Origin of the sequence: Solwaraspora sp. WMMA2056 (assembly GCF_030345095.1) — a bacterium.
Taxonomy (GTDB): Bacteria; Actinomycetota; Actinomycetes; order Mycobacteriales; family Micromonosporaceae; genus Micromonospora_E.
Window position 1 is genome coordinate 2,378,176 of record NZ_CP128360.1, and the last position, 22,382, is coordinate 2,400,557.

Sequence of the window (22,382 nt, forward strand, 5' to 3'; positions counted from 1 at the left end):
ACGACTGTCGGATGCGCGGGATCAGGCCAGGTCGAAGCGGTCCAGCTCCATGACCTTGACCCAGGCGGCGACGAAGTCGGTGACGAACTTCTCCCGGGCGTCGCTGCTGGCGTACACCTCGGAGAGGGCCCGCAGCTGCGAGTTCGAGCCGAAGATCAGGTCGACCGCGGTCGCGGTCCACTTCACCTCGTCGGTGGCCAGGTCGTGGATCTCGTACACGTGCTCGTCGGCCGACGCCTTCCACCGGGTGCCCGGGGAGAGCAGGTTGGTGAAGAAGTCGTTGGTGAGCACGCCGGGCCGGTCGGTGAGCACGCCGTGGCGGGCACCGCCGACGTTCGCCCCGAGCGCACGCAGACCGCCGACGAGCACGGTCATCTCCGGCGCGGACAGGCTGAGCATGTACGCCCGGTCGACCAGCAGCACCTCCGGCTGGGTCTTCTCACCCGGACGCAGGTAGTTGCGGAACCCGTCGGCGCGCGGCTCCATCACCGCGAACGACTCGACGTCGGTCTGCTCCTGGCTGGCGTCGGTGCGACCCGGGCGGAACGGTACGGTCACCTCGACACCGGCGTCGCGGGCCGCCTTCTCCACGGCGGCCGAACCGGCCAGCACGATCAGGTCGGCAAGCGAGATCTTCGCCCCGCCGGCCGCGTTGAACTCCTGCTGGATGCCTTCCAGGGTGCTCAGCACCGTGGCGAGCTGCTCCGGCTGGTTGACCTCCCAGTTGCGCTGCGGCTCCAGTCGAATGCGGGCACCGTTGGCGCCGCCACGCTTGTCGGTGGAGCGGAAGCTCGCCGCCGACGCCCAGGCGGTGCTCACCAGCTGGTCGACGCTGAGACCGGAGTCGAGGACCTTCGCCTTGAGGGCGGTGACGTCGGCGTCGCCGACCAGCTCGTGGTCGACGGCCGGCACCGGGTCCTGCCACAGCTGCGCCTCGGGAACCCACGGCCCGAGGAAGCGGGCGACCGGACCCATGTCGCGGTGCAGCAGCTTGTACCAGGCCTTGGCGAAGGCCAGCGCGAACTCGTCCGGGTTGGCCAGGAACCGGCGGGAGATCTTCTCGTACGCCGGGTCGAAGCGCAGCGACAGGTCGGTGGTGAGCATCGTCGGCTTGTGCTTCTTCGCCGGGTCGTGCGCGTCCGGAATGATCGCCTCGGCGTCCTTGGCCACCCACTGCTTGGCGCCGGCCGGGCTGGTGGTCAGCTCCCACTCGTACCCGAAGAGGATCTCGAAGAAGCGGTTGCTCCACTGCGTCGGCTTGTCGGTCCAGGTGACCTCCAGACCACTGGTGATCGTGTCACCGCCCTTGCCGCTGCCGTACGTGCTCAGCCAGCCCAGGCCCTGAGCCTCCAGCGGTGCGCCCTCCGGCTCCGGGCCGACGTGCTGGTCGGCGTTGCCGGCACCGTGGGTCTTGCCGAAGGTGTGGCCGCCGGCGATCAGCGCGACGGTCTCCTCGTCGTTCATCGCCATCCGGGCGAACGTCTCCCGGATGAAGTGCGCTGCGGCGAGGGGGTCGGCGTTGCCGCGCGGACCCTCCGGGTTGACGTAGATCAGACCCATCTCGGTGGCACCGACCCCGGTGGACATCTCCTTCTCGGAGAGGTAACGGGCGTCGCCGAGCCAGGTGTCCTCCGGACCCCAGAAGATCTCCTCCGGCTCCCACACGTCCTCCCGGCCGAAGCCGAAGCCGAAGGTCTTGAAGCCCATCGACTCCAGGGCCACGTTGCCGGCGAGCACCAGCAGGTCGGCCCAGGAGATCTTCTGGCCGTACTTGGCCTTGACCGGCCAGAGCAGTCGGCGGGCCTTGTCCAGGTTCGCGTTGTCCGGCCAGCTGTTGAGCGGGGCGAAACGCTGCCCACCGTCGCCGGCGCCGCCACGGCCGTCCTCGATCCGGTACGTGCCGGCGGCGTGCCAGCTCAGCCGGATCATCAGGCCGCCGTAGTGGCCGAAGTCGGCCGGCCACCAGTCCTGCGAGGTGGTCAGCACCTCGACGATGTCCCGCTTGAGGGCCTCGACGTCGAGCTTGGTGAACTCGGCGGCGTAGCTGAAGTCCGGGCCGAGCGGGTTGCCCTTGGGGGAGTGGGCGTGCAGCACCGACAGGTCGAGCTGGTTGGGCCACCAGTCCCGGTTGGTCCGCGGCCGACCGCCGGTCTTCGGCGTCGGCGAGTCGATCGCCGGGTTCTCGCTCTCGCTGCCGTGCGAGGTGACCGAGTCGTGGGCGACCGGGCAGCCGGCCGCCGACATCTTTTCCACACCCTGGGCGCTGGTGGGAGCGTTGTCCTGCATGTCGCTCATCTGTTCCCTTCCGGATTGGTCGATGACGAGGGAGCGCTTTCGGTCGTGCAACCGGGGCAGGTGCCCCAGTAGACGACCTCCGCCTCGTCGACCACGAAGCCGTGGTCGTCGGAGGCGGTGAGACAGGGGGCGGAGCCGACGGCGCAGTCGACGTCGGTGATCGCGCCGCAGGAGCGGCAGACGAGGTGGTGGTGGTTGTCCCCGACCCGCCGTTCGTAGCGGGCGGTCGCGCCGGCGGGCTGGATACGGCGTACCAGACCGGCGTCGGTGAGGACCCGCAGCACATCGTAGACCGCCTGGTGGGACACGGTCGGATGATCGGCGTGCACCAGGTCGATCACCGTGTCGGTGTCGACGTGCGGGTGGTCGTGCAGCGCGGCGAGGACCGCCAGCCTCGGTCGGGTCACCCGCAACGAGGCCGCCCTCAGCTGCGCCTCGAGGTCGGATGTCACCGGGCCACGATAGGCCGTTTTCTGGAATCATTCAAGTTTCGGTACGGGGTGCCGTCGACCTGCGGCGACCGGTAAACCCGCAGGTCAGGGCAGTAGAGTGAACACCGGGGTGTGGGCCGGTCTGACAACGGTGAAGTGACGACGGTCCAGGGTCGCGACCTGCCTGACTGCGAAGCGTTCGGCTAGCGCGATGACGCTGGCGTCGGTGCCGCCGAGTGGAAGATCGCGGTATCGGTCGACCAGTTCGCGGATCCGTATCCAGTCCGTGCGCGTCAGGGTCTCAACCCGAAGGTCACCCTCGATGATCGCTGTGTAGAGCGACTGCTCAGCGGTTGGGCCGAGTTCGCGGGTGATGAGATATGCGGCTTCGGCGACGATCATCGGCGAGGTGACCAGCGGGCCCGCTGCGGTCTCCAGGAGTTGCGCACTTGACTCGTGGTGCGGGTCGTTGCGGTCTGCGGCCGCGACGATGACGCCGGTGTCGACGATGAGCACGATGTCAGTCTCGACCGAACCCCTCGTCGAGTAGTTGATCCATTCGGCTGGTGATGCCGGACGTGGAGGCACCCGAGCCGACAAAGGCGATACGTCGGCGGGAGGGCTGATCGGCTGGAAGCAGACGCGTCGCGAGATCCGCCACCACGTCAGCCAGCGCGACACCCCGCCGCGTCGCCTCGGCAGTCAGCCGTTGCAGCGCGTCATCGGGCAGGTCCAGGGTCACGCTCATGTCGACGAGTTTACGCCCGTGAAGGCCGGGCGTCTCTTACCAGACGGGAGTCTCTGCCTGCGATGGGCGAGGTCGCCGGACCGGAGGAACGTCGTAGCCGACTTGGCGTAACCGAATGCCCTGTACGTTGCGCCGCCTGCTGCGGCGGCCGGATCCGCTGCTCGCCGTGTGACAGGCAGGCCCATCACCGGCGTACGCGGTCGGGGAGTGGCTCGCGGCGGGCCAGCCACCGCGCCGGGATCCCGCCCGGTCCGGAGCAGGTGTACGCGGCCACGACGCCGCCGACGATCGCCGCGGTCGTGTCGACGTCGCCGCCGGCCTCGACACAGGCGTGGATCGCCGCCGGGTAGTCGTCGAGCCGGGTCGCGGCGACCCACAGTGCGAACGGGACGGTGTCGAAGGCCAGCACCTGCGAGCCGTTGCCCAACTCGTACGCCGCCTCGGCGACGCCGACCCCCAGCAGCTGCCTGGCCCGGACGATGCCGGACATCAGCCGGCCGTCGATTAGATGGCCCAGCACCACGTCGAGCAGCTCGGCCGGCTCGGGCCGGGACCGGGTCAGCCGGGACCAGCCGGCTTCCGCCGCCGCGACGGCGACCGCGACCGCACCCAGGATCGCCTCGGGGTGGGCGTGGGTGACCTCCGCCGACCGCCAGGCCTGCAGAGCGGCGGTACGGTTGTCGCCCGCGTGGAAGGCGCCGAGTGGGGCGACCCGCATCGCCGCACCGTTGCCCATCGACCCCTGGCCGTCGAACGCCGCACCTGCCGCGTCCCGCCAGGCGACGCCCTGCCGGATCTGGCGTAGCAGGACCACCGCGCCGGCACCGTAGCCACGGTACGCCTCGAAGTGCCCCGCGAACCGGGCCGCCAGGCGGTCCTGGTCGATACCGTCGCGCTCGCGCAGCTCGGCGACGATCGAGCAGGCCATCTCGGTGTCGTCGGTCCACGGCCACGGCCCGGCCGGTGGGTCACCACCAGGTAGCGCGGCGGAGCTGGTGCCGGGGACGAAGAACTGCGCGCCGAGGGCGTCACCGACGGAAAGGCCGTCAAGACTGTCATAGCAGAGGTCGAGCATCGTCATGTCGCAGCAGACTCTGCCAGTTGCGGCGGCCGTCGGGAAGGCCGGAGCCACTGCGGGTCACCGTCAACTTCGCAGCTGCGCGTTGAGCCGGGCGGCCTGTCGCGTGAGGTGGTCGCGTTCGGGCAGGTTGGGCGCTGACCGGGCGGCCTGCGCGTACAGCCGTGCCGCGGTCGCCGGATCCCCGTCGCGCTCGTGCAGGTGTGCCGCGACGGCGGCGTACCGGGGCAGGGCCGGGTCGAGCTCTGCCAGGGCGGCCAGACCGGCTCGGCCGCCGTCGGCCTCGCCGAGCGCGACGGCCCGGTTGAGTCGTGCCACCGGGTTGTCGGTGAGGCGTACCAGTTCGTCGTACCACTCGACGATCTGCACCCAGTCGGTCTCCTCAGCGGTCTGCGCGTCGGCGTGCAGCGCGGCGATGGCAGCCTGGGCCTGGAACTCGCCCAGCCGGTCGCGGGTGAGGGCGGACTGGAGCACGTCGACGCCCTCGGTGATGAGTGCGGTGTCCCACCGGCTGCGGTCCTGCTCGGCGAGCGGCACGAGCCGACCATCGGGACCGGTGCGGGCCGGACGCCGGGCGTGGTGCAGCAGCATCAGCGCCAGCAGGCCGGCGACCTCCGTGTTGTCGATCATGCCTGCCAGTTGGCGGGTGAGCCGGATCGCCTCGGCGGCGAGGTCCACGTCACCGGAGTAGCCCTCGTTGAAGACCAGGTAGAGCACGCGCAGCACGGTGGCGATGTCACCGGGCTGGTCGAACCGGACGCCGGTGACGGTCCGTTTGGCCCTGCTGATCCGCTGGGCCATGGTCGCCTCCGGCACCAGGTAGGCCTGCGCGATCTGCCGCGTGGTCAGTCCGCCGACCGCGCGCAGCGTGAGCGCGACCGCCGAGGCTGGGGTCAGGGCCGGATGAGCGCACAGGAAGTACAGCGCCAGCGTGTCGTCCGCCGCCGTGCTCTGCTCGGGCACGGGTTCGGCGTCGACCAGATCCTCCCGTCGACGTCGGGAGGCGTCGGCGCGGACGGCGTCGAGGAACCTGCGCCAGGCCACCGTGACCAGCCAGCCCTTGGGATCGCCCGGCGGGTCGTCGGGCCATCCGCGTACCGCCTCGACCAGGGCGTCCTGCACGGCGTCCTCGGCCGCCGCGAAGTCGGCTCCGCGGCGGACGAGGACGCCGATCACCGCGGGCACCAGCTCCCGCAGCAGGGACTCGTTCACTCGGTGGCCGTGGGCTGCTCGGCGTAGAACGGCCGCACCTCGATCCACTCGTGGATCGGCTTGCCACCGGCACCGGGAGCTGCGGACAGCTCGCCGGCCAGCTCGATCGCGCGCTCGTAGTTCTCCACGTCGATCACCATCCAGCCGGCGATCAGGTCCTTGGTCTCGGCGAACGGGCCGTCGGTGACCGGTGGCCGGCCTTCGCCGTCGTAGCGGACGAAGGTGCCCTCCGGGGAGAGCGCCTGACCGTCGACGAACTCGCCGGTGCCCTCCAGCCGGGCGGCGAAGTCATTCATGTACTGGATGTGGGCCGTGACCTCCGCCGGCTCCCACTTGTCCATCGGTACGTCGTTGACTGCCGCCGGCGCGCCCCGGTAGTGCTTGAGCAGCAGGTACTTGGTCATCATGTTCTCCTTGGTGAGGTACGGCCCATTGTGGCCGTGTTCGCACCTGGGACGGAGCCGCTCCCGGGTTCTCGACATGCCGGCGCGGAATTTCTCCGGGAAACTTCAACGACCCCGCGCGCCGGTCACCGCAGGTGCCTTTCCCGTACGGCGATGAGCAGCCGGTCGACGGTGGCCCGGTCGGGTTGTTCCGGTAGTGCGGTGCCGGCCGCAGCGTCGTCGAGCTCGGCCAGCAGGTCCGCTGCCCACGCGGTGACCGCCGCCCACGGCAGCTCGCCGCGCCGGACCGCCAACAGCCGGTCCCGCAACGGTCCCACGTCGACCAGGACCTGCCCGGTCCGCAGCACGTGCGCACCGGCGGTCAGCAGCCGGATCATGTGCATTGCCTGCTTGTGGTTGGTCTCGCCGGTGCGGTCCCGGCGGGCCGCCACCCGGTCGAGCTGGTCGCGGGCGTAGCCGCCGTACGTCTGGGCGAGCCGCGTCGACAGGAACGCCTGCCGGGCCGCCACCAACTGCTCGCCGTCCTCGCGCAGCGTCTCGACCAGCGGGGACCAGAGCACCTCCAGGACGGTCGGATTGCCCTGCAGCGCCAGGGTGCAGAAGCGTTCGAACTCCCAGGAGAACTGCTCCGGCGCCGGCCCGTCGAGCTGGGTGGGCGGCTTGTCCAGCTGCCAGAACGCCCGGGTCGGGGCCACGTACACGCCGCGCCGGTCGTAGTCGGAGTCCGGCCCGTGCAGCCCGTACGCCCGGGATCCGACGACGACGGCGAGTACGGTGTGCCGCTCGACAAGCTCGCTCACGCCCGGCACGTTACTCCTGGCCAGGTGGTGCCCCGGCGGACCCGGTGTTGCTCGACCAGGCGAGGATGGGGCGATGGTGGATTCGTCCTGGGCGGCGGTCGGCCCTCGGCCATATCTGGACCGTTTCCTGCGCGAGTACGGGCTGACCGAGGCCGGCCTGGGCGATCGGCTCCGCGCCCGTCCGGCGCGGTCCTGGATCGACGGCAAGACCTTCGACGACGAATATCTGGTGCACGATTCGGTGTTGCATCCGCACGGCGAGTTCCCGTGCGCCGGTGACGCGGAGGCTCTTGCCTTCTGCGAGGAGATCGCGGACCTGATCGTCTCCCGGTACGGGTCGACGCGGGACGCGGCGGTGGCGGTGGTCAACCGGCAGTGGTCCGAGGCCGAACCCGGGGAGCGTTCACCACGGGTGTGGATCGTCGGCTCCGACATCGTCTACCACGAGACGCCGGAGTACTGGGCCGAGTTCATCGTCAACCGTCACAGCGTGAGCTGAAAGTAGCGGTAGCGGGTGTCGCCCGGGCCGGGGCGGCTGTGGCCGTCGGGCCGCCAGCCCCGAGCGGCGTAGAAGCGCTGGCCCCGATCGTTGTGTTCCCACGCCTCCAGCACCCCGCCGGTCCGACCGGTCCGGCGCAGGTACCCGATGAAGGCGTCGTGCAGCAGCCCACCGATTCCTCGGCCCCAGCAGTCGGGGAGCACGTGGATCTGGTACAGCTGACCGACGTGGGCCGGGTCGACATGACCGGCGAGGGCAGGTCCCATCGCGGCGCAGCCGACGACCCGGCTGTCGGCGACCGCGGCGACGGTGAACCGTTCCGGCGAGGTCACCGCGTTGGCCCAGGCGGCACGACGTTCGGCGTACGCCTCGGGCGACGACAGCGACGGGTCGGCCGGGTCGAGCCCACCTGCCGCCGTGTAGTAGGTGGTGCGGGCCAGCGTGTGCACCTCGGTCAGCTGGTCGACATCGGCGAGCGTCGCTTCTCGTACGAGGGCCGATGCGGGCTGGCGGCGCGGTAGGTGGACACCGTCAGGCGAGGTCATCCGGCATCTCCTCTGGTCAGTCGGCGAAAGCGAGGCCGCGTTCGGCCAGCGCGGTGGCCAGGATGCCGACGGCCTTCGGGCCGATCCCGTGCATGGCCAGCAGGTCGTCGCGGCGGTACGTGGCGACCTGGGCGAGGGTGGTGACGCCGGCTGCGAGCAGGGCACTGTTGGCGGGCCGCCCGATCGGCGGCAGGTCACCGACCTGGGCGGGCAGATGGCGAGTGCTCATCGACCCACCGTAGTCCGTCCTGCGTCGCCGGTGCCGCGCTGCATCGAGGTGAGGGCTATCCACGTCATCTGTGCCTTGTGAGGTGGATAGCCCTCACCTCGATGTGACTGTCGCTCGGCGGTAGCGCTCCTGGGCGGCTGCCTCAAGCTCACCGAGCCTCGTCGAATGCTGCCGCGATGAGCATGGCTGGATCGATGCTGACGGGTCGGTCGCTGACCTGCCCGTCGCCTACCTCGATGACCCGCCACACGCCGTCGGCGCGCAGCGCCAGATCGGCCGTCACGAACGGCAGACCCAGAGCATCGATCAGTGGGGCGAGCCAGCCGAGGTCGATCCCTTCCGGCGGGTGATCGTGTGGGGTGTCCGGATGCGGCCCGACCAGGACACATCGACCGTGCACCCACCAGGTCCGTACCTCCGCAGCCGTGAACTGCTCGAACTCGCGCAGCACGAATCCACCGACGAAGTCGTCGTCCCGTAGTTGCCGGAAGCGGCTCGCGACCCTCCACACGGCGTCGCCGTCCTCGACGCTCGCGATGAAGGCGGCCTCGCTCCAGTAGTGCTTCATCGACTTCACGTAGTCGCGGATGACGGCAGGGCCGTTGCCGAGAGCGAGTCGGGCCTGGTCGAAGTCTGTTCGGGATGCGCCGACAGTCCAGGCCGAGCGCGGAGTCACCGTCGCCAGCGTGGGGTACCAACCAGGGAACTCGTGGGCCTGTCGGTACTGCTCGGCGGTGGTACGTAGCGTCACGCCTCGCGCGGCGAGTGCGTCGACGAACCGCGCGTACCGGTCAGCCTCCAGCATCCAGCCTCGGTAGATGGCCATGCCGTCGCCGGCCACCGACGCCACCGCCCGTACCGCGTCATCGCCTCTGGCCAGCTTGTCGTGGTCAACCACCGCGACGGCGTAGCCGGCTTCCCGGGCGGCTCGGGCCTCCGGCGCGAAGTGCTCGTCCGGGCGGGTCGGCCGCAGCGGGTCGCCGGGCACGAGGAAGATCATGCGTCCGATGCTGCCCGACTCGACGGTGTCGCCTCCAGCGGTTATCGGCCACCGCGCGCCGTCGGCATGAGCGTCTCGGGCGGCTGGAGCGCTCATCGATGTGAGGCTCAGATACCTTACGACGCGGTTGTAGCGTATCTCCGCCTCACATCGACGCGGCTTTGCGGCCGTCGACTGCGAGCCACTGGCCGACGGCGGAGAAGTCAGCGTCGGTGAGGCCCAGACGTGGGTCGACGCGGTGCAGCAGAGCACTGCCTGGGTGGTGCTCGGATACCCAGTGCCGGTCCAGGTCGGTGACTTCGTCGTCGAGCCAGACGAAGGCGCGTCCGGCCGCCCATGTGGTGAGGAACGCCGTCTTCCAATGCACGCCGCGCAGGGGCTCGTCGTCGGAGTCCGGCCACGAGACGACCGGCAGCTCCGGCAGGCCGAGTAGCGGCGCGACGACCTCGTTCGCCTCGGTCATCCACGTGGTCGCCCAGACCAGCTGACAATCGAGCGCCAGCAGCCGGCGTCCGTCCTCCGGATCGAGTCGCTCCAGCAGCGGATTACCACCGACATCAAGATCGGCTGCGGCGACGGGCGACGGCGCGCGGCCAGTGGCACGGGCGGCGAAGGGAATCAGTACGCCGTCGACATCGAGGAAGACGTACGGACGGTTGACCGGCACGGGTGTCGATCGTCGGAGGGTAGGCCGGTCGCGTCAGTGGCCGGACACCGTGGTGAGGAACGCGGCCCAGGCGTCGGCGGGGAAGAGCAGCGCCGGGCCGTGTGGGTCCTTGGAGTCGCGTACGCCGATCGTGCTGCCGGCCAGCGTGGTCACCTCGACGCAGGAGCCACCGTTGTCGCCGCTGCGGCTGCTCTTGCGCCACCATGCGTTCGGCAGGTCCGTGGCGTGCCCGACGTGGCTCATGTCAGCTCCTTCACCAGCTCGGCGATCGTCTGTGTCGACTGCGCCGGGTCTCGTGCCTCTGCCCGTAGGTAGTCGAACTTCAGCGTATAGTCCCGGATCTCCTCCGGCTTCTCCAGGTACAGGGCGCCGGTCAGACTCTCGACGAAGATGACAGCTTGGTCGGCGGGGTCCGGGAAGTCGATGATCGTGAACGAGTTGAGCACTGACGCGCCTGCTGCCAGCGGCAGCACCTGAAGTGAGACGTTCGGCAGGTCGGTGACCTTCAGAAGGTGCTGTAGCTGGTTGCGCAGGGTGGCAGGTCCGCCGATCGGGCGTCGCAGGACCGCTTCGTCGAGCACGATGCGCATCCGTAGCCCGTTGTCGATGAGCAGGGTCTGGCGGTCCATGCGGAGCTGGACCTTGCGTTCCAGCTCATTGGGTGGGAGTGGGTTCACGGCTGCGTGGAGTACGGCTCGGGCGTACTGCTCTGTCTGGAGTAGCCCGTGGATGAACTGGGACTCGTAGATGGCGAGGCCGGCGGCTTCGGACTCGAGTCCGACGTAGAACTGGAACCACTCGGGCACGGCGTTGCCGTACCCGTGCCACCAGCCGCGTTGTCGGGACTCGCGGCAGAGCGTGATCATGACTTCGCGGGCGTCTGGTGGCACTTCGTAGAGTTCGAGCAGGACGCGTAGGTCGGGTGGTCGGATGCCGACCTGAGAGGTTTCGATGCGTGACAGTCGGGAGTGTGAGCTGTCGAGGTGTCGTGCTGCCTGTTCGAGGGTGAGGCCGGCGGCTTCGCGGTAGCGGCGCATCTCGCTGGCGAGTCTGCGTCGCCGCACGGTCGGGCTGAACCGTTTCGTCATTGCGGCCTCCCTGCTGGTCCTGAGTCATCCAACCTGAGGGCTGCCGTTCTCGGCAAGCACAGTTGGATCTTCAACTCCAAAACTGCACATTGCAGTTTGGTCAGTGCGGTGGCATCGTATCGATGTCGGCGTTAGCCGCTACGACCGGGAGGTGTGTCCGTGACCGACAACCGTTCAGCACGCTGGACCGACCCGACCCTCGATCCGACGCAGCGCAACCGGGACCTGTTCGCCGTACTCGATCGGGCTGACCTGTCCGAACCGGCGCGGGCCGCCGTCGCGCACGCCCTCGGCCCCGGGGCCGGCCCGGCCGGGCACGCCGAAGCGCTGGTCAACCGCTACCTCAACGAGCGTGAGCGTCGCCGCCCGGCAGCGCGGGTCAACGGCAGCGGGGACGGTCCGGGTGGGATCGGCAACCTGCCGGACTGGCTGCGGTACGACCGGCGTGGCCGGTACACGCTGCACCTGACGTTTGCCGCCGTCGACGTCGACACCGCCCGCGAGCAGGCCGTCGCGTACGCCGAAGGGCTCACCATCCTGTGCCCGGAGCTGGGGGAGCACGCGCCGCTGCTGTCGCGGGCGGAGGCGTGGAACTTCAACGAGCCGCTGTTCTGCGGGGTACGTGGTCCGGACGGTGAGGTGTGCGCAGAGGTCCGCCACCACCCGGGGTTCCACCGGGCGGCCGGGCTCGGCGGACTGGGCTGGGGCGACGGTGACGGCGACGCAGACAGCACTGGCGACGCCCCGTGACCGGCACACCCGCCACACCGCCGTACCCGAGGGTCGCGCCGTGCCGGCACTGCGGCCGGCCGGTGCTGCGCGACAACGACGGCAGGTGGATCCACGCCGACCTGGCGTACGTCTGCCGGGACCGTTGGGGCGGGATCACCGCCACCACCGCCGCCCCCGAGGGGCAGATGGCAGACTGGTGGAGGCATCAGTCTGGAGGTGAGTCTGCCGGTGAGCGTGGCCGTCCTTGATCACGTGGGGCCGTGGAGCGAGGAGGAGTACCTCGCCCTCGGTGAGACTCCCAACCGTATCGAGCTGATCGACGGAGGTCTGTGGGTGAGTCCGGCCCCGAGCAAGCCGCATCAGCAGCTGTCGTTCCTGCTGATGTCGGCGCTGTACCCGGCAGCCCGGGCGGTCGGCCTGACCGCCTACGAGGCGATCAACGTTCGGTTGCGCCCCGACCGGATCGTCATCCCGGACCTCGTCGTGGCCGACACCAGCCGGGACGGGTCGGTGACCGATGCGGCCGAGGTGGTGCTGATCTGCGAGATCACCTCGCCGAGCAACGCCGCCACCGACCGGCTGCTCAAGATGCAGTTCTACGCCGCCGCGCGGATCGGGTGGTACCTGCTCGTGGAGCCGGAGCTACCTGCCTTCTCCGCTGTCACCCTGCGGCTGTTCCGACTCGACGGTGAGCACTACGTCGAGCATGCGACCGCGACGAAAAGCGAGGTGTTGGCCGCCGAGCGGCCGTTCCCGTTCCGCATCGACTCCGGCGCACTGCTCGACGGGTAGCGCAACCCACGGGCACCCCCGGATGTGGGGGACCGAGGGCGGTTCAGTCGTCCGGTGCTACGGGGCAGCCGTTGCCGGTGTCGCTGCCGGGCTCGCCGACCCGGTACAGGTCGCCGATCAGGAACACACAGCTAGGCTCGGGCTCGCGCGACTGTGGATCGCCCGACGGCGGGATCGCCAGCTCCAGGATCGCGATGTTGCGCGAGTCGCCGATCCGGGAGGCACTGAAGCTGATCACCCCGCTCGCGCCGAGGAACTCGTACCCCGGCTCCCGGAGCAGCTGGACCAGCGCGGCGCGGTGCCACCGGTGCCGGCCGCCGAGCCGGACCAGGTCCACCAGCATCCGTACGGTGTCGTAGGCGACGCCGACCCGTTCACCGGGGTACGAGGTGGCGGGCAGCTCCTCCGTCGGCAGGTCGGCGGCGAGCCGCGCCCGCAGCCGCTGGTAGCCGGAGCAGAACGACTGCATCGGCTGCATGTCGGACAGCGCGGGGGCGGGCCTGCCGTACGTCACGCAGTCCCGGCCGCCGAGCACCACCAGGCTGCCCAGGCCGACGTAGCGCACACGGGAGCCGGCGAACGTGTCGTCGGTCCGGAAGCTGGCCTGGGCGACCGCCCGGGTGACCGCGTCGTCGGCGACGATGTGCGGCGTACGGTCCGAATCGACGCAGCCGTCGTTCATCGTCCGCAGAAAGTCCCGGTAGTGGTTCTCCCGCCCGGCGTAGAAGAACAACTCCCGTTGGTACGCCTGCGCCCAGTCCGGCCGGCGGCACGGCGGCGGCAGTTCGTTGACGTCGTCGCGCCAGTCGACCAGCTCGACGGCTTCGCCCATCCGGTCGGCGATGGCGTCGCGCAGTGTCTTCACGTACTCGTCGGGGTGGTCCGGGTCGATCGGCGGGTGGTACACCGTCACCTTGTCTCGTCCAATGTGTGCGGCGTAGCGGGCCACCAGCTCCGCCTGCCGGGTGTTGTCCGGCACCAGCTGGAAGTACAACTGGGACAGTTCGGCCAGCCCGGTGCCGGTGAGGGTGGTGCCGAAGACCGGGATGCCGGCTTCGCCGAGGATCCGGATCGCCTCCTCGGTCTCCGGGACGGTGCGGTCCATCCCGATCACGCCCTTGATGCTGTCGTCGGCGTCGATCAGCGGGATGAGGTGCTGCTGCGCGACGTGGTGGGCCTGCCGCATGCCCCGGCCGGCGTTGGCGATCACCACCCGTACCAGCGGTTCGGACAGCGACGACGCGGCGTGCTGTTGCTGCTGGGCCAGTGCGATGCCTTCGAGTTCCTCGGCGACCGCGTGATCGGTGTCGAGGTCGCTGCCGGCGTGGGTGAGGCCGGCGAAGTACACCAGGCTGATCATCGGCCGGTGCGGGATCGCGGCCAGCTTGCGCGCCGCGGTCTCGTTCCCGGCGAACACCCGGAGCTGCGCCGCCCGCAGCCGGGCGTTGGTGCCGAAGACCTGCGCCGCGCTGTCGCTGTGTCCGACGCACTGCATGTCGTCGGGCCCGAAGCGCAGCAGCTCGACACTCACCGCAGCGTCCACCTGGGACCGTAGCACCGAGCAGTGTTCCTGCCAGTACTGCCGGACGGTGAGCAGCGGGGCGGCCAGCACCGCGACCAGGGCGACGGCGAGCAGCCCTTCCACGGCCCCCCGCCGGGCCAGCCGGGGCGGCGGCGGTAGCCGCCAGGTGGTCTCGGACGGATCCCAGGCGGCCGCGTCGTCGGCGGCGAGTGCACCGACACGGCCCGGTGGGACCGGCTCAGGCAGGTCGAGCACCAGGTAACGCGCGTCGGTCGCCAGTAGCTGACGTCGATGGGGCAGCCCGCGCCGCCACAGCTGCAGCGCACGGTCGGCGTCGTGCGCCGGCATCGGTCGGCCGTCGGTGCCTCCCGACCGGTCCGGTGGACGGTCGCAGGCTGCCACGACCAGCAGCGGATCGAGCTCGCCGGTCTCGTTGCGCACCGCGTTGATCAGGCGCAGCAGTTCCCAGCCGCCGTTGTCGTCCGTGGCGTTGCTGACCAGGACGGTCACGTAGGCGGTGCGCCGCCAGCCGGACCGGCGGGGGAACCACCGCCACCGACGCCGCCGGTACGCGGCGCGTAGATCCTCCAGGAACGCGTGCACCAGCAGCTTCTTGACCTGTTCGGCGTTTTCGAAGCTGCGTCGGTCCAGGGTCAGCCGTTCGGCGAAGCCGAGGAAATCGGTGGAGTGCCGGGGCACCATGTACGGCTGGCGGCGCATGAACCACCGCGCCTCGCGGCCCAGCCCGGCCGGCCGCTGACTCAGCCAGCGCCGGAACGCACCCTGACCGACCCACATCAGCAGCCACAGCCCCAGGCGGGTCCACACCCCGGATGCCACCTCCGCCACCGACACCGACGGGTCGGTGCCGGCGGCGCCGACCGGCTGGGGGGCGCGGCCGCTCCACGTACGCAGCAACGCCAGCACCGCGGACCGGTCGTCACGGCCCCGGGCCGGCGGCAACCGGTGTCCGGACAGCCAGTCGGCCAGCCGGTAGTGGTCGAACCGGGTCAGTCGGCCGGCACCGAACGAGTCTGCGGCCAGCCGGAAGCTGAGTTCGTCGAGCAGCGGCAGCAGCGGCGGTTCCCGGGCGGCGGCGGCAGCGGCCGGATCCTCGCCGGAAAGCCCCCACCGCGCGGCGCTGCGGGTGCCTGCGGTGTCGGCGTCGACCAGGGCGTGCGGGATCCGGGGCGAGGCGTCACCCAGGGTCGATTCCAGGGCGGTGAGGAACCGGTCCGGGGCCTCGCGGCCGACCAGACACACCAGCGGCAGCGGTTCGTCGCCGCGTACCTGCAGGTCCGGTGCGCGGTGGGTGAACGGCGGTCGGGCGGCGAGCTGGCGGATCAGCGACAACAGACGGTGTACGCCCGCGAACCGGGGTCGTGCCGTCATCGCTGGAATCGCCGTCTCCTCACTTCCGAGTGGTATCGATGCTAGGCACCGATGTCCACTGCAGAGGTCGCCCGTACGGCTGCTGTGACTGTCTGTTGCGCGACTCGGGTCGGGTCGGAAAGGTGGGTCCGGGTCAGTGGATGCGGCGGCCGTGGGCGTCCAGGACGCCGGACTTGCGGAAGAAGTACGTGTTGATCTGGTCGCGCCATTCCCGCGCGGAGCGGACCTGTTCGTCGAGGCGCTCGGCGACCCGGGCGTACAGGGCGGGGTCGAGGCCGGCGTCGGCGACGTCGCGCCACCGGTCCCGCATGGCGATCGCCTCGTCGGCCCCGGCGAAGTGGGTGTCGTAGATGTGCTGGATCACCGTCGACCCGCTGTGCAGCACGTGGCCGTACGGCACGTGGTGGAAGAAGAGCAGCAGCTCGTCGGGGCAGTCGGCGAGCGACTCGTACACGTCCGACCAGGGCTTCGGGTACTGCCCGGCGTAGCCGGTGCCGGTGGCCCTGGTCCGGTCCACGCCGACGCCGTCGCGGTCGGCGAAGTGGTACGTGCCCCACTGGGAGTACTCGTACCCGTCGACGGACGGGCCGTAGTGGCCGGCGGGGTTGACCATCCAGCCGACGCCGAGCGGCGCGGTGTACCGCTCGTAGGTACGCCACGAGTCGTCCATGATCGCGTGCAACGTCTGCCGCAGCAGCACAGGATCGTCGACGGAGCCGGTCGGGAAGGTCAGGTCGATCCACTCGTCGAGCAGCGCCGCCGGATCGGCGGTCGGGTCCCAGCCGAGCCGGCCGAACGCGTACAGGTTGGCCTGGGCCAGCGGATGACCGCACCAGAACGGGTCGTCGCCGACGTTCGACACGGCCGCCAGGGTGCCGCCGCGGGCGGTGATCGCGGCGACCGACGCACCCCGGTCGCCGTCGGCGTCGCCGTCGGTTTCCAGGCTGTCGCCGTCGAACCGGAAGCCGAGCACCTCGCTCCACAGCGGAGCCAGGTAGCAGACGTGCCGCTGCTGACCGGTGTACTCCTGGGTCACCTGCAACTCGACGGCCAGCCGGGTCGCCGGCATCGCGGCGATCACCGGGGACACCGGCTCCCGGGGCTGGAAGTCGACCGGACCGTACTTGACCTGCACGATCGCGTTGTCGCGGAACTGGCCGTCGAGCGGGGCGAAGTGGTCGTACGCGGCCCGCGCCCGGTCGGTGGAGCGGTCCCGCCAGTCCCGCCGGTGGTTGTAGACGAACGCCCGCCAGTGGACCACCCCGCCGTGCGGGGCGAGGGCGTCGGCGAGCAGGTTGGCGCCGTCGGCGTGGCTGCGCCCGTACGCGAACGGGCCGGGCTGGCCCTCCGAGTCGGCTTTCACCACGTACCCGCCGAAGTCGGGCACCGCCCGGTAGACCTGTGCGGTGGTGGCCGCCCACCAGTCGCGGACCGCCGCGTCGAGCGGGTCGGCGGTGGCCAGACCGCCGAGCACCATCGGCGCGGCGAACGTCACCGACAGATGCGTCCGGATGCCGTACGGGCGGAAGACGTCGGCGAACGTGGCGACGTCGTCGAGCCGGTCGGTGAGCAGCCGCGCCTCGGTGCGCCCCACGTTGACGTTGTTGATGGTGAGCGCGTTGACGCCGCTGGCGGCGAGCAACCGGGCGTACGCCCGGATCCGGTCGAGGTCGTCGGTGATCGCGCCGTCGCGCCAGAAGATCGACCCGCCGGCGTAGCCGCGCTCGACCTGCCCCATCACCGGGTGCACGTCGACGTTGTCCCAGTGGTCGAGCATCCGTCGCCGGATCGCCGGCCGGTGTGCCTGCGTCGGGATGTCGTCGGCGAACGCCGACTCGCCGAGCCGGGCCACGTGGAACAGCCCGTACAGCAGGCCGGCGGGGGAGTCGGCGGTGACCGTGGTGCGGCCGTCGGCCCGGCCGAGGGTGTAGCCCTCGTCGCCGAGGTCGCCGTCGAGGTCGGCACGGGCGCTGCCGGTCAGCGCGAGCAGCAGGTCGGCGTCGCCGTCGATGGACAGCCGGGTCACCGACCCGCCGAAGCGGGCGCAGGCCGTCCGGACCTCGGCGTGGACGGTGTCGACGAGCGGGCCGTCGCCGGAGACCAGGACGCGCCGCGTCCCGATCGCCCGGAACACCTCCGCCGGCAACCAGGCCGGATGGACATCGATCGAACGGCGGCCGGTCGGTGGTGCAGCAGTCACGGCGGATCCTCCCCAGGCTAGGGGACATTCTTCCCGATCAGTACGCCGATCGCAGCCTCCGGCGCCGTCGGATTTCGCGCGGGTGGCGATCGTCGGTCACCCTGTCGGTGTGGATCTCAACGACACACAGACGCTTGTCACGCTGCTCAGCGGGCTGGCCATCCTGGTCGGGCTGATCGGCGTGGTCGTGCCGATCCTGCCCGGTCTGCTGCTGTGCTGGGCCGGCGTGCTCGGCTGGGCCATCTTCAGCGACGCGGGCGGCGGCCGGTGGCTGATCGTCGCCGCGGCGACGCTGGTCGCCGTCGGCGGTACGGCGGTGAAGTACCTGTGGCCGGGGCGGGATCTCAAGCGGGCGGGCGTGCCGAACCGGTCGCTGCTGATCGGTGGCGCGTTGGGCCTGGTCGGGTTCTTCGTGATCCCGTTCATCGGGCTGATCGTCGGTTTCGTGCTGGGGGTGTGGCTGGCCGAGCGGCTGCGGCTCGGTGACTTCGCCGCCGCCTGGCCGGCGACGAAACGGGCGGTGCTGGCGGTGGGCCTGGCGATGCTGATCGAGCTGGGTGCCGCGCTGGCCATCGCCGGACTGTGGCTGCTCGGTCTGCTCGTGGCGTGACCACGAGCAGACCGGGCAGCGGGCAGTTCACCAGACCGGCATCCGGGCCGCCGGGTAGCGGGATCCGGCCGCGCCGTGCGGCAGGACGGCACGGATCCGGTCGGCCTCGGCCGGGCTGAGCGCGACGGACGCCGCCGCGACGTTCTCGGCGAGCCGCTGCGGGCTGCGGGTGCCCGGGATCGGCACGATGTCCTCGCCCTGGGCGAGCAGCCAGGCCAGGGCGAGCTGGGTGACGGCGATGCCCTTGTCGGCGGCGATCGCGGTCAGTTCGCGTACCGCCGCCAGGTTCTGCTCGTAGTTGCCGGGCTGCCAGCGTTCGTCCCAGGTCCGCATGTCACCGTCCGGGTACTCGGCGGCGGGCCGGGCCGCGCCGGTCAGGAACCCGCGACCGAGCGGCGAGTACGCCACGAACCCGATGCCCAGTTCCCGGACCGTCGGCAGGACCTGCGACTCCACTGCCCGTTCGAACACCGAGTATTCGGTCTGCAGCACCGACACCGGGTGGACGGCGTGTGCCCGGCGGATGATCGCGGGGCCGGCCTCGCTGAGCCCGAAGTAGCGCACCTTGCCTTCGGCGATCAGGTCACCGACGGTGCCGGCGACGTCCTCGATCGGCACGTCCGGGTCGACCCGGTGCTGGTAGAGCAGGTCGATGTGATCGGTGTCGAGGTGGCGCAGGCTGGCGTCGGTGACCTCGCGGATGTGTTCCGGGCGACTGTCGAAGGCCATGCCGAACCGGCTCGGGTCGGTCAGGTCGTAGCCGAACTTGGTGGCGATCACGACGTCGTCGCGGAATGTCCGGACCGCCTTGCCGAGTAGTTGTTCGTTGCTGCCGCTGCCCATGCCGTACACCTCGGCGGTGTCGAACATGGTGACGCCGAGTTCGTACGCGCGCCTGATGGTGGCGACGCCGTCGGCCGGGTCGCCCGGACCGTACGCCATCGTCATGCCCATGGTGCCGAGGCCGATCGCGCCGACTTCGAGCCCCTGCGATCCGAGTCCGCGCCGGGGCAGCCGCCGGCTGTCCGCTGTCTGTGTCATGCCTGCGACGCTATGCCCGCACCGGGCGTGCCGGCATGGGGTGTGTCGCGCGTACTGTTGCCTGATCCTCTCACCGACGGCGGAGTGACCGATGCTCGACGAGCTGGCGCGGGTCGTGGCCCGGCACTGCCCGGCGCAGGCGGTCGAGACCGTCGTGCCCCGGCTGCGGCTGGTCCGTTTCGACGACGCGCCGGCCGGGCCGACCGACCTGCTGTACGAGCCGATGGTCTGCTTCGTGGCACTGGGCTCCAAGCGCAGCACCGCCGGTGGGCGCAGCTGGCTGGTCGGCCGGGGGGCGATGTTCCTCAGCTCGGTGGAGCTGCCGGTGACCGCCGTGTTCGAGCAGGTGCCGTACCGGTCGGTGGTGCTACGGCTGGACGTCGGGCTGCTCGCGGATCTGCTGCTGGAGCTGGACGAGCCTGCGCCGCCGACGGCCGGGTCGCCGGACCCGGTCGCGTTGACCAGCGCGGCGATGTCCCCGGCGATCGTCGAGGCGGTCACCCGGTGGGCGCGGCTGCTCGACGATCCGGTCGACATCCGGCCGCTCGCCGCCCGGATGGAGGGCGAGATTCTGTACCGGCTGCTGGGCAGCCCGGTCGGGCCGGCGCTGCGTCAGCTCACCGTCGCCGATTCCCGGCTGTCGCAGATCCGCGCGGCGGCCGGGCTGATCCGGGCGCGGTACGCCGAGCCGTTGACGGTCCAGGAGATCGCTGCGGCGGCCCGGATGAGCGTGGCGACCCTGCACCGGCACTTCAAGGCGGTGACCGGGATGAGCCCGATGCGGTTCCAGAAGTCCTTGCGGTTGCAGCAGGCCCGGCGGCTGCTGGTGACCGGCGCGGACACCGCCGCCGGGGCGGCCAGGGCCGTCGGGTACGTCAGCGCGACGCAGTTCAACCGGGAGTACCGGCGGGCGTACGGCGTACCGCCGGGTCGCGACGCGGCCCAGGTCCGGGCCGTCAGGCTTTAATGGAAACGGCTTCCGTTATCATCTGATCCGAGATGAGGGGAGCCGTCCATGGCCGTACCGAAGCGCCGCACCCCGGGGCCGAACGCCCGCGACCGTCGTGACCGTCGGCTGCCGGTGACCGTGCTGTCCGGATTCCTCGGCGCCGGCAAGACCACGCTGCTCAACCACATCCTGGCCAACCGGGAAGGGCGGCGGGTCGCGGTCATCGTCAACGACATGAGCGAGATCAACATCGACGCCGCGCTGGTGCGCGACGGCGGCAGCCTGTCGCGGACCGAGGAACGCCTGGTCGAGATGACCAACGGCTGCATCTGCTGCACCCTGCGCGACGACCTGCTGGTGGAAATCGCCCGGCTGGCCCGGCAGGGCCACTTCGACTATCTGGTGATCGAGTCCAGCGGCATCTCCGAGCCGCTGCCGGTGGCGGCCACCTTCGCCTTCGGCACCGACGACGGCGGAGTGCTGGACGACATCGCCCGGCTGGACACCATGGTCACCGTGGTCGACGCGCCGCACCTGATCGCTCAACTGCGGGCGGGGGAGTCGCTGGAGCAGCGGGGGCTGGCCGCGTACGACGACGACGATCGCACCATCGCCGATCTGCTGGTCGACCAGATCGAGTTCGCCGACGTGATCCTGATCAACAAGACCGACCTGGTCGGGTCGGACGAGCTCGCGACGGTCGAGGCGCTGGTCACCCGGCTGAACCCGAAGGCCCGCCAGCTGCGGACCGTGCGGGCGCAGGTCCCGATGGCCGAGGTGCTCGACACCGGACGGTTCGACCTGGATGCCGCCGAGACCGCGCCGGGCTGGGTCGCCGAGCTCAACGGCGAGCACGTGCCGGAAACCATCGAGTACGGCATCAGCAGCATCGTCTACCGGGCGGTCGCCCCGTTTCATCCGCAGCGGCTCTGGGATCTTTTCGCCGAGCTGGACGGCTTCGGCGTCGTACGGTCGAAGGGTTTTCTCTGGCTGGCCACCCGGCCGGACGTGCAGGCCCTGTGGTCGCAGGCCGGCCCGTCGGCGCGGTGCGACCCGGCAGGGGTGCCGGTGGCCGCGTCCGGCGAGTGGCCGGACGACCCGCACGAGCGGGCCGACCTGGAGCGCCGGTGGGATCCGGTCTTCGGCGACCGGCACCAGGAGCTGGTGTTCATCGGCATCGGGCTGGACGGCGACGGACTGCGGTCGGCGTTGGACGGCGCGCTGCTGACCGGCGCGGAGCTCGCGGCGGCGGGCGCGGGGTTGGCGGCCGGGCTGGCCGCCTGGAGCGCGCTGGCGGATCCGTTCCCCGAGTGGGATCTCGGCGAGCTGGACGAACATGGACATGTGTCGAGCCCGACAGGCGGCACCCCTATCGCCGCTAGGTGAAAACGATTATCGTTAGCTCCCGGTGGTCCACCAGGGATCACCGGGAGGGAGTCTGTCCTGTGTTGACCGCAACCCGCCGCCGGGCCACCGGAGCGCTCGTCACCGGAGCCGCGATGATCGCCGCACTGGCCATCTCGGCGGCTCCGGCGCAGGCCCACGGCACCGGCCTGCCGGTGCTGCTGTCCGCCGGTCACGTCGACGTGATCGAGGTGGAGTACGAGGACGGCGAGCTGGAGCTCGGTGTCCACGACGACACCGTCGAGCCCGGCGAGCACCGGCACCACGACGACGTGATCTTCGTCGTCAAGCCGCAGGCCAGGACCGTCGTCCCCAGTGACCCGGCCTTCGGATTCCTCGGCACCGCCGGCTCGCGGGTCTGGATCCTGCCCCAGGTGGAGAACGAGGACCTGCTCTTCGCCGGCATCGCCACCGAGGAGCTCGAAGAGGGCGTCTTCGCCGGCGACTCGCTCGACCTGACCGTGCAGCAGCTGATCAGCGCGCCGTCCTCCGGCCAGGTCGCCGTCTACACCGAGGACCTGTTCGGCCAGCCGACCGTGCTGGCGAACAGCCGTGACGGGCTGCCGGACGTCGTCGACCTGCCGGTCGGCGAGCACCTGCACGCCAACTGGGCGTTCAGCAAGGCCGGCGTCTACCTGCTGAAGGTCAAGGCCAGCGCCACCCTGGCCGGCACCACGACCGTCGTCGAGTCCGACTCGGTCTACCTGCGATTCGTCGTCCTGCCCTGACCGGTATCAGATCGCA

24 protein-coding genes are annotated in these 22,382 nt (G+C 70.7%); 7 read left to right on the plus strand and 17 right to left on the minus strand.

The annotated features are described in order from the left end of the window. Window positions 1–21: 21 nt before the first annotated feature. The 8 genes from katG to O7608_RS10950 all read right to left on the minus strand — a co-directional run bounded on the left by katG (window position 22) and on the right by O7608_RS10950 (window position 6,968). Window positions 22–2,295, minus strand: a complete 2,274-nt coding sequence (gene katG, locus O7608_RS10915) for a catalase/peroxidase HPI (protein WP_289209840.1) — start codon at window positions 2,293–2,295, stop codon at window positions 22–24. Beyond that, on the minus strand, window positions 2,292–2,747 hold the full coding sequence (locus O7608_RS10920) for a Fur family transcriptional regulator (protein ID WP_289209841.1): 456 nt from the start codon (window positions 2,745–2,747) through the stop codon (window positions 2,292–2,294). The genes katG and O7608_RS10920 overlap by 4 nt, the downstream gene beginning before the upstream one ends. 84 nt (window positions 2,748–2,831) lie before the next feature. Then, a complete protein-coding gene (locus O7608_RS10925; RefSeq protein WP_289209842.1) occupies window positions 2,832–3,242 on the minus strand; it encodes a type II toxin-antitoxin system VapC family toxin in 411 nt (136 codons plus the stop codon). A gap of 4 nt (window positions 3,243–3,246) precedes the next feature. Further along, window positions 3,247–3,474 carry a hypothetical protein gene (locus O7608_RS10930; RefSeq protein WP_289209843.1) on the minus strand — a complete coding sequence of 76 codons (228 nt, stop codon included), beginning with the start codon at window positions 3,472–3,474 and terminating at the stop codon, window positions 3,247–3,249. A 184-nt stretch (window positions 3,475–3,658) separates the two neighbouring features. Next, the gene (locus tag O7608_RS10935; protein ID WP_289209844.1) at window positions 3,659–4,555 is read right to left on the minus strand and encodes an ADP-ribosylglycohydrolase family protein; all 897 of its coding nucleotides are present in this window, start codon (window positions 4,553–4,555) and stop codon (window positions 3,659–3,661) included. Window positions 4,556–4,618: 63 nt separating this feature from the next. Next, a complete protein-coding gene (locus tag O7608_RS10940; RefSeq protein WP_289209845.1) occupies window positions 4,619–5,764 on the minus strand; it encodes an RNA polymerase sigma factor in 1,146 nt (381 codons plus the stop codon). After that, window positions 5,761–6,168, minus strand: coding sequence for a YciI family protein (locus O7608_RS10945; protein ID WP_289209846.1), 408 nt, complete (start codon window positions 6,166–6,168; stop codon window positions 5,761–5,763). Before O7608_RS10945 ends, O7608_RS10940 begins: the two co-directional genes overlap by 4 nt. Before the next feature lie 125 nt (window positions 6,169–6,293). Next, window positions 6,294–6,968: a nucleotidyltransferase domain-containing protein gene (locus O7608_RS10950; protein WP_289209847.1), complete on the minus strand. Its 675-nt coding sequence runs from the start codon at window positions 6,966–6,968 to the stop codon at window positions 6,294–6,296. Window positions 6,969–7,041: 73 nt separating this feature from the next. On the opposite strand from O7608_RS10950, the gene O7608_RS10955 reads away from it, so the two are divergent. Then, window positions 7,042–7,467 (plus strand): hypothetical protein, encoded by a 426-nt coding sequence (locus O7608_RS10955; RefSeq protein ID WP_289209848.1) that lies wholly within the window; start codon window positions 7,042–7,044, stop codon window positions 7,465–7,467. On the opposite strand, the gene O7608_RS10960 is transcribed toward O7608_RS10955, so the two are convergent. The 6 genes from O7608_RS10960 to O7608_RS10985 all read right to left on the minus strand — a co-directional run bounded on the left by O7608_RS10960 (window position 7,452) and on the right by O7608_RS10985 (window position 10,996). Continuing rightward, window positions 7,452–8,012 carry a GNAT family N-acetyltransferase gene (locus O7608_RS10960; RefSeq protein WP_289209849.1) on the minus strand — a complete coding sequence of 187 codons (561 nt, stop codon included), beginning with the start codon at window positions 8,010–8,012 and terminating at the stop codon, window positions 7,452–7,454. The genes O7608_RS10955 and O7608_RS10960 overlap by 16 nt on opposite strands. Window positions 8,013–8,028: 16 nt before the next feature. Beyond that, window positions 8,029–8,241, minus strand: a complete 213-nt coding sequence (locus O7608_RS10965; RefSeq protein WP_289209850.1) for a helix-hairpin-helix domain-containing protein — start codon at window positions 8,239–8,241, stop codon at window positions 8,029–8,031. Between the two features lie 148 nt (window positions 8,242–8,389). Next, window positions 8,390–9,241: an ATP-grasp domain-containing protein gene (locus O7608_RS10970; RefSeq protein ID WP_289209851.1), complete on the minus strand. Its 852-nt coding sequence runs from the start codon at window positions 9,239–9,241 to the stop codon at window positions 8,390–8,392. A gap of 145 nt (window positions 9,242–9,386) precedes the next feature. After that, window positions 9,387–9,908 carry an HAD domain-containing protein gene (locus O7608_RS10975; RefSeq protein WP_289209852.1) on the minus strand — a complete coding sequence of 174 codons (522 nt, stop codon included), beginning with the start codon at window positions 9,906–9,908 and terminating at the stop codon, window positions 9,387–9,389. Window positions 9,909–9,941: 33 nt separating this feature from the next. Continuing rightward, a complete protein-coding gene (locus O7608_RS10980) occupies window positions 9,942–10,151 on the minus strand; it encodes a DUF397 domain-containing protein (RefSeq protein ID WP_289209853.1) in 210 nt (69 codons plus the stop codon). Then, window positions 10,148–10,996 (minus strand): helix-turn-helix domain-containing protein, encoded by an 849-nt coding sequence (locus O7608_RS10985; RefSeq protein WP_289209854.1) that lies wholly within the window; start codon window positions 10,994–10,996, stop codon window positions 10,148–10,150. Before O7608_RS10985 ends, O7608_RS10980 begins: the two co-directional genes overlap by 4 nt. A gap of 159 nt (window positions 10,997–11,155) precedes the next feature. On the opposite strand from O7608_RS10985, the gene O7608_RS10990 reads away from it, so the two are divergent. Beyond that, the gene (locus O7608_RS10990) at window positions 11,156–11,746 is read left to right on the plus strand and encodes a hypothetical protein (RefSeq protein ID WP_289209855.1); all 591 of its coding nucleotides are present in this window, start codon (window positions 11,156–11,158) and stop codon (window positions 11,744–11,746) included. A 210-nt stretch (window positions 11,747–11,956) separates the two neighbouring features. Continuing rightward, complete coding sequence (locus tag O7608_RS10995) at window positions 11,957–12,520, plus strand: Uma2 family endonuclease (protein WP_289209856.1); 564 nt, start codon at window positions 11,957–11,959, stop codon at window positions 12,518–12,520. A gap of 43 nt (window positions 12,521–12,563) precedes the next feature. Here O7608_RS10995 and O7608_RS11000 read toward each other — a convergent pair whose 3' ends face one another. Together O7608_RS11000 and O7608_RS11005 are read right to left on the minus strand one after the other, a co-directional pair. After that, window positions 12,564–15,434 (minus strand): type 1 periplasmic-binding domain-containing protein, encoded by a 2,871-nt coding sequence (locus tag O7608_RS11000; protein WP_289209857.1) that lies wholly within the window; start codon window positions 15,432–15,434, stop codon window positions 12,564–12,566. Between the two features lie 133 nt (window positions 15,435–15,567). Next, window positions 15,568–17,634 carry an alpha-glucuronidase gene (locus O7608_RS11005; RefSeq protein WP_289209858.1) on the minus strand — a complete coding sequence of 689 codons (2,067 nt, stop codon included), beginning with the start codon at window positions 17,632–17,634 and terminating at the stop codon, window positions 15,568–15,570. A 109-nt stretch (window positions 17,635–17,743) separates the two neighbouring features. Here O7608_RS11005 and O7608_RS11010 point away from each other — a divergent pair, with 109 nt between their 5' ends. Next, the gene (locus O7608_RS11010) at window positions 17,744–18,244 is read left to right on the plus strand and encodes a DUF456 domain-containing protein (RefSeq protein WP_289209859.1); all 501 of its coding nucleotides are present in this window, start codon (window positions 17,744–17,746) and stop codon (window positions 18,242–18,244) included. 27 nt (window positions 18,245–18,271) lie between these two features. On the opposite strand, the gene O7608_RS11015 is transcribed toward O7608_RS11010, so the two are convergent. Then, the gene (locus O7608_RS11015) at window positions 18,272–19,285 is read right to left on the minus strand and encodes an aldo/keto reductase (RefSeq protein ID WP_289209860.1); all 1,014 of its coding nucleotides are present in this window, start codon (window positions 19,283–19,285) and stop codon (window positions 18,272–18,274) included. Between the two features lie 91 nt (window positions 19,286–19,376). Here O7608_RS11015 and O7608_RS11020 point away from each other — a divergent pair, with 91 nt between their 5' ends. The 3 genes from O7608_RS11020 to O7608_RS11030 all read left to right on the plus strand — a co-directional run bounded on the left by O7608_RS11020 (window position 19,377) and on the right by O7608_RS11030 (window position 22,366). After that, entirely contained in the window at window positions 19,377–20,252 is an 876-nt protein-coding gene (locus O7608_RS11020; protein ID WP_289209861.1) for an AraC family transcriptional regulator, read from the plus strand. Between the two features lie 48 nt (window positions 20,253–20,300). Beyond that, complete coding sequence (locus O7608_RS11025; protein WP_289209862.1) at window positions 20,301–21,620, plus strand: GTP-binding protein; 1,320 nt, start codon at window positions 20,301–20,303, stop codon at window positions 21,618–21,620. A 113-nt stretch (window positions 21,621–21,733) separates the two neighbouring features. Continuing rightward, window positions 21,734–22,366 (plus strand): choice-of-anchor M domain-containing protein, encoded by a 633-nt coding sequence (locus tag O7608_RS11030; protein ID WP_502959211.1) that lies wholly within the window; start codon window positions 21,734–21,736, stop codon window positions 22,364–22,366. Window positions 22,367–22,382 lie beyond the last annotated feature (16 nt).

What these genes read in the sequence shown, in the direction of transcription:
- katG (WP_289209840.1), bottom strand. Translation starts at nt 2,295, where the DNA reads ATGAGCGACATGCAGGACAACGCTCCCACCAGCGCCCAGGGTGTGGAA.
- O7608_RS10930 (WP_289209843.1), bottom strand. Translation starts at nt 3,474, where the DNA reads ATGAGCGTGACCCTGGACCTGCCCGATGACGCGCTGCAACGGCTGACT.
- O7608_RS10935 (WP_289209844.1), bottom strand. Translation starts at nt 4,555, where the DNA reads ATGACGATGCTCGACCTCTGCTATGACAGTCTTGACGGCCTTTCCGTC.
- O7608_RS10945 (WP_289209846.1), bottom strand. Translation starts at nt 6,168, where the DNA reads ATGACCAAGTACCTGCTGCTCAAGCACTACCGGGGCGCGCCGGCGGCA.
- O7608_RS10955 (WP_289209848.1), top strand. Translation starts at nt 7,042, where the DNA reads ATGGTGGATTCGTCCTGGGCGGCGGTCGGCCCTCGGCCATATCTGGAC.
- O7608_RS10960 (WP_289209849.1), bottom strand. Translation starts at nt 8,012, where the DNA reads ATGACCTCGCCTGACGGTGTCCACCTACCGCGCCGCCAGCCCGCATCG.
- O7608_RS10965 (WP_289209850.1), bottom strand. Translation starts at nt 8,241, where the DNA reads ATGAGCACTCGCCATCTGCCCGCCCAGGTCGGTGACCTGCCGCCGATC.
- O7608_RS10970 (WP_289209851.1), bottom strand. Translation starts at nt 9,241, where the DNA reads ATGATCTTCCTCGTGCCCGGCGACCCGCTGCGGCCGACCCGCCCGGAC.
- O7608_RS10980 (WP_289209853.1), bottom strand. Translation starts at nt 10,151, where the DNA reads ATGAGCCACGTCGGGCACGCCACGGACCTGCCGAACGCATGGTGGCGC.
- O7608_RS10985 (WP_289209854.1), bottom strand. Translation starts at nt 10,996, where the DNA reads ATGACGAAACGGTTCAGCCCGACCGTGCGGCGACGCAGACTCGCCAGC.
- O7608_RS11000 (WP_289209857.1), bottom strand. Translation starts at nt 15,434, where the DNA reads ATGACGGCACGACCCCGGTTCGCGGGCGTACACCGTCTGTTGTCGCTG.
- O7608_RS11015 (WP_289209860.1), bottom strand. Translation starts at nt 19,285, where the DNA reads ATGACACAGACAGCGGACAGCCGGCGGCTGCCCCGGCGCGGACTCGGA.
- O7608_RS11020 (WP_289209861.1), top strand. Translation starts at nt 19,377, where the DNA reads ATGCTCGACGAGCTGGCGCGGGTCGTGGCCCGGCACTGCCCGGCGCAG.
- O7608_RS11025 (WP_289209862.1), top strand. Translation starts at nt 20,301, where the DNA reads ATGGCCGTACCGAAGCGCCGCACCCCGGGGCCGAACGCCCGCGACCGT.
- O7608_RS11030 (WP_502959211.1), top strand. Translation starts at nt 21,734, where the DNA reads ATGATCGCCGCACTGGCCATCTCGGCGGCTCCGGCGCAGGCCCACGGC.